Source organism: Defluviitalea phaphyphila, assembly GCF_001466305.1.
GTDB lineage: Bacteria > Bacillota > Clostridia > Lachnospirales > Defluviitaleaceae > Defluviitalea_A > Defluviitalea_A phaphyphila.
Map to the genome: position 1 here is coordinate 1 of NZ_JWID01000028.1, position 13723 is coordinate 13723.

Annotated in this window: 12 protein-coding genes; all 12 read left to right on the forward strand. The window is 27.2% G+C overall.

Annotated elements, in window-relative coordinates:
• Window positions 1-101: 101 nt before the first annotated feature.
• Entirely contained in the window at window positions 102-503 is a 402-nt protein-coding gene (locus tag OM90_RS12435) for a sigma-70 family RNA polymerase sigma factor (RefSeq protein ID WP_278335819.1), read from the forward strand.
• A gap of 69 nt (window positions 504-572) precedes the next feature.
• Window positions 573-1067, forward strand: coding sequence for a hypothetical protein (locus OM90_RS10990; protein WP_058486930.1), 495 nt, complete (start codon window positions 573-575; stop codon window positions 1065-1067).
• A gap of 107 nt (window positions 1068-1174) precedes the next feature.
• Window positions 1175-3184: an S-layer homology domain-containing protein gene (locus tag OM90_RS10995; RefSeq protein ID WP_058486931.1), complete on the forward strand. Its 2010-nt coding sequence runs from the start codon at window positions 1175-1177 to the stop codon at window positions 3182-3184.
• Between the two features lie 147 nt (window positions 3185-3331).
• A complete protein-coding gene (locus OM90_RS11000) occupies window positions 3332-4705 on the forward strand; it encodes a LysM peptidoglycan-binding domain-containing M23 family metallopeptidase (RefSeq protein WP_058486932.1) in 1374 nt (457 codons plus the stop codon).
• 125 nt (window positions 4706-4830) lie between these two features.
• The gene (gene yycF, locus OM90_RS11005; protein ID WP_058486933.1) at window positions 4831-5529 is read left to right on the forward strand and encodes a response regulator YycF; all 699 of its coding nucleotides are present in this window, start codon (window positions 4831-4833) and stop codon (window positions 5527-5529) included.
• Window positions 5530-5537: 8 nt separating this feature from the next.
• Window positions 5538-7304: an ATP-binding protein gene (locus tag OM90_RS11010; RefSeq protein ID WP_058486934.1), complete on the forward strand. Its 1767-nt coding sequence runs from the start codon at window positions 5538-5540 to the stop codon at window positions 7302-7304.
• Window positions 7305-7400: 96 nt separating this feature from the next.
• Window positions 7401-8141, forward strand: coding sequence for a hypothetical protein (locus OM90_RS11015; protein ID WP_058486935.1), 741 nt, complete (start codon window positions 7401-7403; stop codon window positions 8139-8141).
• A gap of 14 nt (window positions 8142-8155) precedes the next feature.
• Entirely contained in the window at window positions 8156-9547 is a 1392-nt protein-coding gene (locus tag OM90_RS11020) for a hypothetical protein (RefSeq protein ID WP_058486936.1), read from the forward strand.
• A 14-nt stretch (window positions 9548-9561) separates the two neighbouring features.
• Window positions 9562-10431, forward strand: coding sequence for a hypothetical protein (locus tag OM90_RS11025; protein WP_058486937.1), 870 nt, complete (start codon window positions 9562-9564; stop codon window positions 10429-10431).
• 121 nt (window positions 10432-10552) lie between these two features.
• Complete coding sequence (locus OM90_RS11030; protein WP_058486938.1) at window positions 10553-11809, forward strand: UDP-N-acetylglucosamine 1-carboxyvinyltransferase; 1257 nt, start codon at window positions 10553-10555, stop codon at window positions 11807-11809.
• A gap of 71 nt (window positions 11810-11880) precedes the next feature.
• A complete protein-coding gene (gene rlmH, locus OM90_RS11035) occupies window positions 11881-12360 on the forward strand; it encodes a 23S rRNA (pseudouridine(1915)-N(3))-methyltransferase RlmH (RefSeq protein WP_058486939.1) in 480 nt (159 codons plus the stop codon).
• A 38-nt stretch (window positions 12361-12398) separates the two neighbouring features.
• Window positions 12399-13463: a hypothetical protein gene (locus OM90_RS11040; RefSeq protein WP_058486940.1), complete on the forward strand. Its 1065-nt coding sequence runs from the start codon at window positions 12399-12401 to the stop codon at window positions 13461-13463.
• Window positions 13464-13723 lie beyond the last annotated feature (260 nt).

The window sequence follows — 13723 nt, forward strand, 5'->3', positions numbered from 1 at the left end:
TAAAAGATCATTTTCAACAGGATAATGAGTAAAAAACTACATTCTTAAATGATCAAAAAGTTACATTTTTAACTTGACATTTATAGATTTTATTAGAAGCCATTAAAAATTATGATTTTTTTAGGGGAGTTCCCTTTGAAGCTTATATAAAAAATCAAGTAAAATTTTTCTACTACAACAAGCTAAAGAAAAAAGAAGAAGAATATTCCCTTGACATAGGTTGGGAAGAAGGAAATTCTCCAAAGGATACAATTTTAGATGAAATAAATATAGAGGATATAGTAGAACTAAAAGAAGAAGTTAGTTTGCTTAAAAAAGCTTTTTTAAAATTAACTGATAAACAGCAAAAAGTGATAGTAGATTTTTATATAAATAGAAAAAGTGTAAAAGAAATTGCAGAGGAAATGGGGTGTTCTTATAGTGTAGCTATTAAACATAAAAAAAGAGGTATTGATAAGTTAAAGATATTATTAGGTGAAAAAATGTATTTACTTACAAAATAATAAAAAAGACTTGAATAAGAACATATGTTCTGATAAAATAATAACAAGAAAATGCTAAGGAGGGATTATATGAGAGATATTATAAAAAAAGGAATACAGGGCATCTTACCGGTATACGGAGATAAGGGAGAGAATGCGGTGATTATATATACTGATAATGGAGAGAAAATATTTATAGATAAAAGTATAAGATCCTTTCTTTCTTATTTATTTCATCTAAGAAGAATTGACCTTTATGCTTTAAGGCAGTGGACTAGAGAAACTCTGCACAGAAGAAATGGACTTCCTTTGGTATTTTCTAGGGATATAGTATTAGTTCCCATAAAGGTTAGAAAGCCCATAGGCAGAGCTGATGGCAGTGAAGGCTATATTTCTCTCTTACATATAGAAGAGATAACACAAAAAAGTGATAAAACTATAATAAGTTTACAGTGCGGAAGAGAAGTTATTAGTTTTCATTCAAAAAAAATAATAGAGAATAGAATATTGTTTGCTCAATTTATGTTAAATAAGTATGAAAAAGAACAATATTTATGGGAAAAAGGATATATATACCCATATTAATAGGATTTTTGTTGGAAATACTTGCATATAGCAATATTTTAACATACAATAATAATGGATTATCATAATTGTTATGAAATATAGATATAATTTGAGGAGGGTTATTAATGAAATATTTTAAAAGAGTAGGACTAGCCATAGTATTAGCAACTAGTATGTCTACTTCTGTATTGGCTAAGGTTAATTATGTAGATGTACCAGAGAGTCATTGGGCGTATGAATCAATACAAAAAGTTACAGAAAAAAAATGGATGGCCGGAAATACTCAGCAAGAATTTAAGCCTAATGAAAGTGTAGATTATTTTTTATTTTCTCAAATAGGTGCCAAAATAGCAGGATATAAAGACCCTTTAGTAAATAGTGATGTTACAGAAGAAGAAAAAAAGATATATGAAGCAGCTATTAAAAAATATGAAAATATTTTAAAAATGTATGAAGAAAGATTTTCAAAATGGGATAAAAGTAGTGATGAAGAAATAGCTTATTTACTTTATAAAGGGATTTTAAAAGAAGAAGATTTAGCTAAGTTTGTAGTAGAAAATCAAGAAGGGGAAGAAGCAGTCTTATCTCTTAAAAGAGAAGATATGGCTGTATTTGTAGTTAGATTAATGGGAAAAGAAGAAGAGGCTTTAAAAAATACTTCATCAACAGGATTTTTAGATGATGATTTAATTTCTTCTTCGGCAAAGCCATATGTGCTGTATTTAAAAAATGAGGGGATAATAGGAGGAGATGGTACTAATTTTAATCCACAGGATAAAGTTACAAGAGCAGTATTAGCTAAAGTACTTGCAGATTCTCAAAACCTTACCTCAGTTACAGAAATAGAAGATGAAAAAGAAGTGGAAGATAAAGAAGAATATATACAGGGAACAGTTAAAAAAATATACACTAATTTATATTATATATTAATACAATATGGGGATAATAAGCAGTCGTATTATTATATCAATAAAGATGCTAAAATTCTTATAAAAGATAAAGAAACCAATATAGAAACTATTAAAGAAGGAGATATGATATTAGCAAAATTAGTAAAAGAAGATAATCAAGATAAAATTGATGAAATTATTATTTTAGATAGTTTAGAAGAAACTAATACAGATAATATAGAAGATACATATAATAATCAGGATAATACTAATTTGGTGGAGAATATAGAAATATCTGATGTTTTTACTAAGGAAGTAGATGGTATAGTAGAAGATATTACTGCAAATGGTAAAATAGATATAAGAGTAAAATATGTGGACTATAAGGGAGATATAAAAGAAAAAATTGAAACTTATACTGTAAGTGAAAATGCAGTTATTACTAAAGATAATGAAAAAATTTCTTTTACTGATATTAATACAGGTGATGTTATTATATCTGAAGTCAAGGGTTATACTATTTATAAAGCGACTATAATGGAAAAAAACAGAAAAGAAAAAGGAACCTTATTAGAAAAAACTATAGAAAATGGAATTAATATTTTAGTTGTAGAAAATAGTGAGGGGGAAATAACTAATTATAAGATTCCATCAGATGCTATAATAAGCAAAAAAGGAATGGATGAAGCAGAATTAGGAGATCTTAGGATAGGCGATGAAATTTCTTTAGAATTAGAATATGATAAAGTAGTAAGTGTTTATGCTAGGGGTTCTTACTCAGAAGTATCAGGGATTATAAAAGAAATATTAATATCTTCTAATCAATCTAAGATAACTCTTAAACTAGATAATGGAACAACTCAAACTTATCCTTTGATTTATGGAGCTAAAATTTTTAAAAAAGGAGAAGGAAATATAACCATATATGATCTTCGATTAGGACAGGAAGTAGAACTTTATTTAGATAGTTTAGAAATAGAAGAGATGACAGTTGAAGATGAGGCTGAAGTTATAACTTTAAAAGGATATATAAAGGAGATAGATTTTGCCAATAGTTATTTAGAGCTTGAAACTAGTGATGATATTTTGGGAACAAGAAGAGTTTTGATTGAAAAGGATGTAGAAGTTTTCGACGGAACTAGAAGGTTAAGTAGAAGAGATTTAAAAGAAGATATGTTAATAGTTGTTACTTTAGAAAATTATGGAAGTGACAAAGCAGTAATAATTAATATTTTATCAGAATAAAAATTCCCTATTATAGGGAATTTTTTTATGTTTTTTTAATAATGGGCTTTACAAATTCTTATGTATTTGTTAAAATATCATTGTAATTTTTACAAAAGTGTTACATAATTATTAAAAAAACAATAAACAATGGTACGGAGGAAAAAAATGATAAATTTAGGGAAAGTAAAATCAATTGATATGATGAAATATTTTAAAGCATTTGTAGTGGCCATTGTTATGACTACAGTTTTTTACTCAGGATTTCAACTTTCTATGCAAGATAATGCATATTATGTATTGCTAGATGATAATCAGGTTGGGATAATAAATATGGAAGATGAAAATTTAGCTAATGAAGCCTTTGAAGAAGCTGAATCTATTATAGAAGAAGAATTAAATCATGAAATTAATATTCATGAGAGTTTATCTTTAGAACCAACTCATGTTTCTAAAAAAGAAATGATGACAAAAGAAGAATTAATAAGCAGTATAAAAGATAATGTTACTTATGATATAAAAGTTTATAACATAAAAGTTGATGGAGAAATTCAAGCAGTTGTAGAAAGTATGGAAGAAGCAGAAGCTGTTTTAGAGGAAGTAAAAAATAATTATATAGAAGAAGAGAATAAAAATAACATAGAAGAAATTTCTTTTGTGGAAGAAGTTGATATAGAATCAGAATTTATTGACTCTTTAGAGGATGTTTTGACAAAGGAAGAAGCAGTAGCTAAGCTGACCAAAAGTACAAATGAAGAAAAAAAATATATTATAAAAGAGGGAGATACCCTTTGGGATGTAGCTATAAGATATGATATGACAGTAGAAGACTTATTAAAAGCTAATCCTGGATTAGAAGAAGATAGCATAATACAAATTGGACAAGAAATAAATTTAGTTATACCAAAACCTATAATTTCTGTTATGACTAAAGAAAAATATACTTATACTGAACCTATAGAAAAACCTGTTGTATATAAGGAAGATGACAGTAAATATAAAACAGAAGTAGAAATATTAGAAGAAGGAGAAGAAGGAGAAAAGGAAATAACAGCCTATAAAATTAGAATTAATGGATATGAAGAAGGAGAAGAGATTATATCTGAAGAAGTTATAAAGGAACCTAAAGAAGAAGTTATTTTAATAGGGACTAAAACTCCTCCTCCAAAAAGTGCTACAGGGTCTTTTAGGATGCCGGTATCAGGAACATTAACATCTGGTTTTGGTTCAAGATGGGGTACTTTCCATGCAGGAATAGATTTAGCAGCACCTATAGGAACCCCTATATATGCTTCCGATGGAGGTACGGTTGTAAAAGCAGGATGGAGTAATGGATATGGATATCTTGTAATAATTGATCATGGGAATGGATTCCAAACTTATTATGCTCATGCTAGTGAAATTTATGTTAGTGTAGGACAAAAGGTTGCAAAAGGAGAAAAAATAGCGGCTGTTGGTAGTACAGGAAATAGTACAGGACCACATCTTCATTTTGAAATAAGAAAAAATGGAGAAGCACAAAATCCATATAATTACTTATAGTAAATAGGGCGGACTTAGTTCGCCCATTAATATTGGGTATAAATTAGGGTGCTTTTAGCACCCTAATTTACAATAAAAAAGTTTTTTGTTACAATAAAATTAGAATTAAAAAAAGAGGTGTTTCTATGAAACAAAAAGTTTTAATAGTTGATGATGAAAAAAATATTACGGATATTATAGAATATAATCTTAAAAAGGAAGGATATGAAGTTTTAAAAGCATATGATGGAGAAGAAGCTTTAAATATAATATTTGATAAAGATCCAGATTTAATTTTATTAGATATTATGATGCCTAAAATAGATGGTTTTCAGGTATGTAGAAAAGTAAGAGAAAAAAAAGACACTCCCATAGTAATGTTAACAGCTAGAGCAGAAGAAGTAGACAAAGTTTTAGGTTTAGAATTAGGAGCAGATGATTATGTTACAAAGCCCTTTAGTGTAAGGGAGTTAATGGCAAGAGTAAAAGCAAATCTTAGAAGAATATCCTTAATAGAAAAAGAAACTAAGAAAGAAGATAATGAAAATATATTTACTTATGGTAATTTAACTTTAGATATTAATAAATATGAAGTAAGAAAAAATGGAGAAATAGTAGCGCTTACCCTTAGAGAATATGAACTTTTTAAATTTTTAGCTATGCGAAAGGGACAAATTTTTTCAAGAGAAACCCTTTTAGAAAAAGTATGGGGTTATGAGTATTATGGAGATATTCGCACAGTAGATGTAACTGTTAGGAGATTAAGAGAAAAAATAGAAGATGACCCAAGTAAAGCAAAATACATATTAACTAAGCGAGGCGTAGGATATTATTTTAAGGGGTAGAGTATTATATGAAAAGTATTCAGTGGAGACTTGTCTTTATTTACCTCACATTAGTTTTAATTGTAATGATATCTAGTGGAACCTTTATTTTATGGCAAATAGAAAGATATGAATATAATAAAATTTATGTGGAATTAAAAGAAGCAACGGATATCATTCAAAATAATTTTTTTTCATCTCAAGGGAATTTAAAAAGTTCTTGGAATGATTTAAATACTTTAGTTTGGGATGGCAATTTTTTGGGTAATAAAAAATTATACATATTAGATTCATATGGAAATATTAAATTCCCTGATTCACAAATGGATGAAGAAAGATGGAATAAGAGAGTAGTATATGAAGCAAAACTAAATAAAGAGCCTTCAATGGGTAGACCGATTAATGTATTAGAAGGAAGTACTACAGTTGAATATGTGGATTATGCTTCTCCCATACTTTCGTCAAATTCGGAAGTTTTATATATTATTTATATTAGAGCTTCTACCCAAGAAATAGCAGATAATATAGCTAAAATAACTAATATTATTTTAATTGCTTCTATTGGAGCTTTATTTATTACTATGGTTTTTGGAATTTATTTTTCAAAGACTTTAACAGCTCCCATTAAGGTTTTAACTAAAAGAGCTAAAGAAATGGCAGAAGGTCGATTAGATTGCAAAATAGAAGTAAAATCTAATGATGAAATAGGTCAATTAACTGGAAGTTTTAATCATATGGCAGAAGAATTAAATCAAATGCTTTTAGCTATATCTAGCGAAAAAAACAAATTAGAAACTGTAATTTCTAATATGACAGATGGGATATTAGCCTTTGATAGAAAAGGAATGTTAATTCAAGCAAATCCAGCAGCGTATACTATGCTTAAAACAGATACTATGGAAAAGTATTTTTATGATATATTTAAAAAAGCAGGTTTAGAGCTTAGATTTGATGAATTTATTAAAATGAAGCCTAATTCTATAAAACAGCATATAATGATGATAGGAGATAGATATATTAATGCTTGTTTTGCAGCTTACGGAAGAGAAAAGGGAGAAATAGAAGGGATTATTATTGTACTTCAAGATGTAACAGAACAAAAAGAATTAGAAGAAATGAGAAAGGAATTTGTAGCCAATGTTTCTCATGAGCTTAGAACACCTCTTACAACTATAAAAAGTTATACAGAAACCTTATTAGATGGAGCTTTAGAAGAAAAAGAAGTGGCTATTCCTTTTCTTGAAGTCATAAATAATGAAACGGATAGAATGACTGCATTAGTTCAAGATTTACTTGAATTATCTAGATTAGATAATAAACAAGTTAAATTTAATAAAAGGTCTATTAACTTAATTCATTTAATAGAAGATAGTGTAAATAAACATAAAATTCATGCTCAAAAAAAACAGCAAAATATGCAGTTTAATACAAATATAAAAAAATTATTTATTAATATAGACCCTGATAGAATATATCAAGTATTTAGTAATATACTAAGTAATGCTATTAAATATAGTCCAGAAAAAGCAAGTATTAATATAGGTGTTTTAGACAATGAAGACAATGTTAGAGTGTTTGTAAAAGATACAGGGATAGGAATTTCTAAAGAAGATTTACCTAGAATTTTTGAAAGGTTTTATAGAGTTGATAAGGCAAGGTCTAGAGCAATGGGAGGAACAGGCTTAGGTTTAGCTATTGCAAAAGAGATTATGGAAAATCATAATGGGAAGATATGGGCTGAAAGTGAGAAAGGAAAAGGAACAACTATTATTTTAGAATTTCCAAAAAATAATTAAAGGGTGTAATTTAAAAGTAAGTCTCTTGTAATCATTTTGTAATATTATTTTTGTATAATTATTAAATAAAAGCCTTATGAGAAAGGAGGATTCCTTTTGCGAAAATATTTATATATTGCGATTTTTATGATATTATTACTTCCAACAACTAAAGTTATGGCAGGTAAAACAGATACTAATACAAAATCAGATGTTGAAATTAATACAAATGTAGATATAAATTCTGATGCAGATAATATAAATTCGGATATAGATATAAATATGGATCAATCTAATGATAATTTTAAAGAAAGTACTGATGAAATTGATAAGGATTTAGAGTTAAATATTGATGAAGACGATATTAATGAAGATATAGATATTGACGAAGCTAGGGATAATTCAAATGAAAATATTGATGAAATTGACGATGAAGACGATGATGAAAAAGAAGGTCTATTAGATTTAGGATTAATAAAAATAACAGCAGGTTTAACAAAAGAAAAAGAAGTTACCTTTGATAAATTTAGAAATATTTCCGGAGAAGCTAAAGAAGGAACAAAGATTACTTTTAATGTTTATCAAGATAAAGAGAATAAAGAGTGTATACAATCTTATTCGCAAAAGGTAGGACCCTCTGGATTATTTAGCCAATTAATAGACCTAAAAGAAGGAGAAAATTATATAGAAATTATCGTAGAATTAAAGGATGAAAATGAGATTTTTATTTTTCAAATTAATAGAAAAAAGGAAGAAATAAAAAAAGAAATAGAAGAAGTTAAAATTAGTAATATTTTTTCTATAGAAGAAGATAAGTCAGATCAAGAAAGTAAAATATTAAAATCTTTATTGGATTAAAATATGGTGATAAAATGAAAAAGTTTAATAATATAAAAAGTATTTTGTTAGTTAGTTTAATTTTAATAAGTATATTTCAGACGGGAGAGTTATGGTTTGGGAGTTTGCCAAATCGTAACTTTTTTTATAGTTTTTTTCAAAAAAATAGTTATAGTTTAATTAGTGATTTAGATGAGCCTATACATTTACTGATGCCTGAAAAAATTATAATAAATTTTGGAGTTGAAGGAGGAGCTTATAGTATACTAAAAAATACAACAAAAGAGTTTGAAGCAGCTACAGAAGAAATGACAGAAGTTTTAACTAATATATTTTTAAATGGGGAAAATATTATAGAAGAAGATTTAAATTGGACGAAAATTTTATCTAAAAAATCTATATTATATAAATATCCAGATATTATATCCACTGAAGGGTTGACAGCCAGAAGTAATATCTCATCTAAGATTCCAAAATTTAATCAAATAATCATAGTTCCTAATAAGAGTTTGACCCAAAATATGAATTGTTATTTTGTCGATGAAACAGATGAGAAAGTTTATAGAGTAGATATTAGTAATAAAGTATCTTTATATGAATTAGTTAATAGATTTAATGAAGATATTGATGAAATCATTTATATATCTACAAAACAAAGACAAATAAATCAATTTGTTAACAATGTGTTTTTGCCAACTTTTAATAAATTTCCGACTTATCAGAATATAATTATGACAAATCCAGTAATAAATAATGGGAATATGGACGAAGTTAAATTAGAAAAAATTATAAATCCATTATTTTCTAATCCAGATTTAAAGAAAAAGCAAGAAGCAGAAAATGGAATAATATATTATATAGAAGGTAACATTATGGTAAAGTATTTTCCTGAGGGATTTATAGAGTATACAGATCAGTCTGGAAGCGGAAATAATGAGGATAATATGAGTTTTATAGAAGCATATCAAGTGGCTAAAAGTTTTTTGGATAGACATGAAAATTCTTTAGAGAAAGAAGGATTATTAGAAAATTTTATTTACTTATCTAAACAAAGTAAAACAGATAGAGGTTGGGAATTTGAATTTGATTTTAAAATACAGGATATACCATATGTTTTTTCTCAGAAAATAATTAATAAAATAGGGATGAAACATGCAGTCAAAATTATAGTTGAGAATAATAAAGTAAAATTTTATAAGAGATTAATTTGGGAAGGTAGTTTGCTAGATGAAGAGCAAGAAATTAATATAGATTATATTCAGGCTTTAGAAAAAATAATTAATGAATTACATTCTAAAGGGATAGAAAATATAGAAATAGATGATATGTATTGGGCATATTATCAAAAGGAATTAAATACTCGTGCAGAAATTTATTGGATAGTTGATATAGGAGGAACACTTTATCCTATTAAAGCCAGTAAATAGAAAAGAGGATTATTATGAATTGGGCCAAATTAAAAAACATATTAATATTTATATTTATAATACTAAATATAATATTAGGATATATGAACTATAAAAAGAAAGTAGAAGCTTTTACTCTTAAAGCAGAACAGGAAGCAAATATAAAAAAACTTTTATATGATAGTAATATTATTATTTATACTTTATTGCCACAAAAATATCCTCCTATGAGAAAACTTATTTTACAACCGAAATATATTGATGATGATGAAGAAAGAAATATTCTTAAAGTTATTTTTGAAGATACTGAAAATATAAGGATATCTACAGAAACTACAGAAGAAAATGAAGAAAAAACTATATATTATAAAGATAATAAAAAAATAGAATTTTTAACAGGGAGAATTTTTTATGAAGCAGATCTTACATCAGAAGATATTCTAGTTTATAATAAAGAACAGTCTAAAAAGTTAGCGGATAAATTTTTAGATGATTTAGGATATAATTTATCCAAATTAGAATATGATTTTAGAGAAGAAAATGGTAGTTATATATATTATTATTACGAAAAGTACGGCGATAACATTATTTATAATAGTTATATAGAATTTGTAATAAAACCTCAAGGTATAGAAAAAGTAAATATATATAAAATGGAGCCTGTAAGATATACAGGACTTTCAAGAAGTATATATGCTCCTGATGAGATTTTGTTTGGGTTTAAAAATCAAATTGAAAGTACCCAAAAGCCTGATGAAATTGTAGTTATTAAAAAAATAGACATTGGATATTTAATTGAAGATAATATGTGGAATAAAGAAGGAGAAGGGGTTCCTTATTATAGAATAATTTTAGGAGATGGCAGATATTTTTATATAAATGCTTATACTAATGAAATATTGTAATATAATAAAAATAAAAGTATTAAAAAAAATACTTTCTTACAAAAATTTTTAGTGATATAATTATATGGGACTATAATAATATTTGTTAGAGTTTCATAAATCGATTTAAGAGGTGTTTGTGTTGGAAGAATTAATTATAAAAGGGGCAAAAAGATTGCAAGGAGAGGTAACAGTAAATGGAGCTAAAAATGCTGCTGTTGCTATAATTCCTGCTGCAATTTTATCAGATGATATTTGTATAATTGAAAATTTACCATATATTGATGATGTTATTAGTCTTTGTAATACATTAAATGATATGGGGGTAAAATGTGAGTTTATAGATAAACATACATTAAAAGTTGATAGTAGAAATATTAAGAATTTTTGTGCAACTTATGAATCAGTTAAAAAAATTAGAGCATCATATTATTTGTTGGGAGCACTTTTAGGCCGTTATAAAAAGGCAGAAGTAGCATTTCCAGGTGGATGTGATTTTGGGATAAGACCTATTGATCAACATATAAAAGGTTTTAGTGCTTTAGGGGCAGATGTAGTAGTAGAACATGGAATGATAAAAGCATCAGCTAAAAAATTAGTAGGGACTTCTATTTATTTAGATGTTGTAAGTGTAGGAGCAACCATTAATATTATGTTAGCGGCTGTATTAGCAGAAGGAACAACGGTAATAGAAAATGCAGCAAAAGAGCCACACATAGTAGATACAGCTAATTTTTTAAATAGTATGGGAGCTAATATAAAAGGTGCAGGAACTGATGTTATTAGAATAGTTGGAGTTAAAAAATTATCAGGAACCAATTATATGATTATACCTGATCAGATAGAAGCTGGTACTTATATGATGGCAGGAGCTATTACAAGGGGAGATGTAACAGTAAAAAATTTAATTCCAAAACATATGGAGTCTTTATCTGCTAAGCTTTCAGAAATGGGGGTAAAGGTAGAAGAGGGAGATGATTTTATTAGAGTTATAGCTTCTGATCCTTTGAAAGGAGTAAATGTTAAAACTTTGCCTTATCCAGGTTTTCCAACGGATTTACAGCCGCAAATGTCTGCACTGCTTAGTACGGCAGAAGGGACAAGCATTATTACAGAAAGCGTATGGGAAAATCGTTTCCAATACATAGACGAATTAAAAAGATTAGGGGCCGACATTAAAGTAGAAGGTAGGGTGGCCATAATAAAAGGCTTAAGAAAGCTTACAGGAGCTCAAGTTTCAGCTACTGATCTTAGAGCAGGAGCAGGATTAGTTTTAGCGGCTTTAGCAGCAGAAGGGAAGACTACTATTACGAATTTAAAATATATTGATAGAGGTTATGAATTTATTGAGAAAAAGTTAAGTGCCCTAGGAGCAGATGTGAAAAGGGTAAAAAAATAGAGTCATTGTATAAGGGCAGCCTAAATTGGCTGCCCTTAGTCTTATAATATAATTTATTTAAGAGGGATAATATGAAAATAACAATAATTTCTGTAGGTAAGTTAAAGGGAAAATATTTACGTATGGGGATAGATGAATATAAAAAACGTTTATCTAGATACTGCAAATTAGAAATAATAGAAGTTGCAGATGAAAAGGCTCCAGAAAACTTAAGTAAAGCCCAAGAAGAAGAAATAAAGAAAAAAGAAGGACAAAGAATACTAAATCATATAGAAAAGGAAGCACATATTATAGCTTTAGCTATAGAAGGAAAGCAGTATACTTCAGAAGAAATGGCAACTAAAATAGAAAAATTAGGACTTCAAGGCAAAAGTCATATAGTATTTATAATAGGAGGGTCTATAGGATTATCAAAAGAAGTTCTAGATAAAGCTAATGAACATATTAGCTTTTCTAAAATGACCTTTCCCCATCAACTAATGAGATTAATACTTTTAGAACAGGTATATAGAGGATTTAAAATAATAAAAGGAGAACCCTATCATAAATGATGGGGCTTTTTTAGAATATATGAAATGGGTGGTAAGAGATGAAGAGAAAGTTTCTAAAAATGGGTACAATTATGATATTTTTAATTGTATTATTAACTTCTTGTGAAAACAAAGATAGTCAACTTAAGAATCAAGAGTTAGAAATTAAAAATAATGAAGAAGTAGAGGAAAATAGGATTATAACCGAAGATATTGCCAAAGATAATTTTAAATGGGATATGGGAGAATTAAAAGCTATATTAAATATCCCAGATGATATGGAGATTTTATTTCAGCAATATTATGATTTTGATGGAAATATGATTGATGAACTTATAATTGCTTATGGTTATAAAAATGAAAAGGATAAAAATTATGTAAAAGATATTTATTATGTGGGAGCTAATGAAGGCGAGTATAAAATCTATTATCACTTAGAACCTTCTGGATATAGATGTTTTAGTGTTGAATTAATTTATTTATTAGATAGAGATCAACCTGTTTTATATTGTAGGAATACCAATGATGCTAATTTAGTTGGATTTGAATTATATGAGGTATGTAATAATTCATTAAACCAATTGGTCTATTCTGCATCAGGTACGGGTGTTGGAAATGATGAAATGCTGGATTTAGATGGAGATGGGATCTATACAGGTTATGTTCAAAAAAGACAAAGTTATGACTATTTATATACTCATGTAAATCGTTATTTTAGCTATATAGACGGTAAGTTTGTTCTTGAAAATATTTCTGTAGATTTTTTCGATTATCCATCAACACCAGAAGCTGTTGTCCTAGAATATCTTAATATGCATTCAATAATAAATAAAGAAGAAATAGATATTCCAGATATTGAATCTAGATTAGAGGAATTATGTCCAAAAAAATTTAAACCACCATACTTATATAATTATGAAGATATGATAGAATTTAATATTACTCTAGAATCTCCATTTATGTTACGAACAGAAAATTTTGATGATAGCAATATTGCATATGTATATCAAGAAAATCAATTAGATGAAAGTATTCCAACGGTTGTTTATGTACTTAAGAAACATGAAGAAAAATGGCAGATATATGATTATAGACTGATAGATAGGAAAAAAAGCGATAATTAAAAACATATGTATTTTAAAACTTTAAGTTAGACAATTTTTATAAAGAGTATATTTTTGATTGTAAGAATTATGATTTTGTAAAAAAGAAAAATTTATCATTAATATTTTATGTATATTTCTTTATAAAATAAGAGTTTTTATTAAAAAGTATTTTTAAATTAAATATTATAATTTAATCTCTTGTGCTAGTTAATTAAAATATATGGATAATATATCCAGTTAGAAAAGTTAAAAAGTCTCTACCCATATAATTATAAATT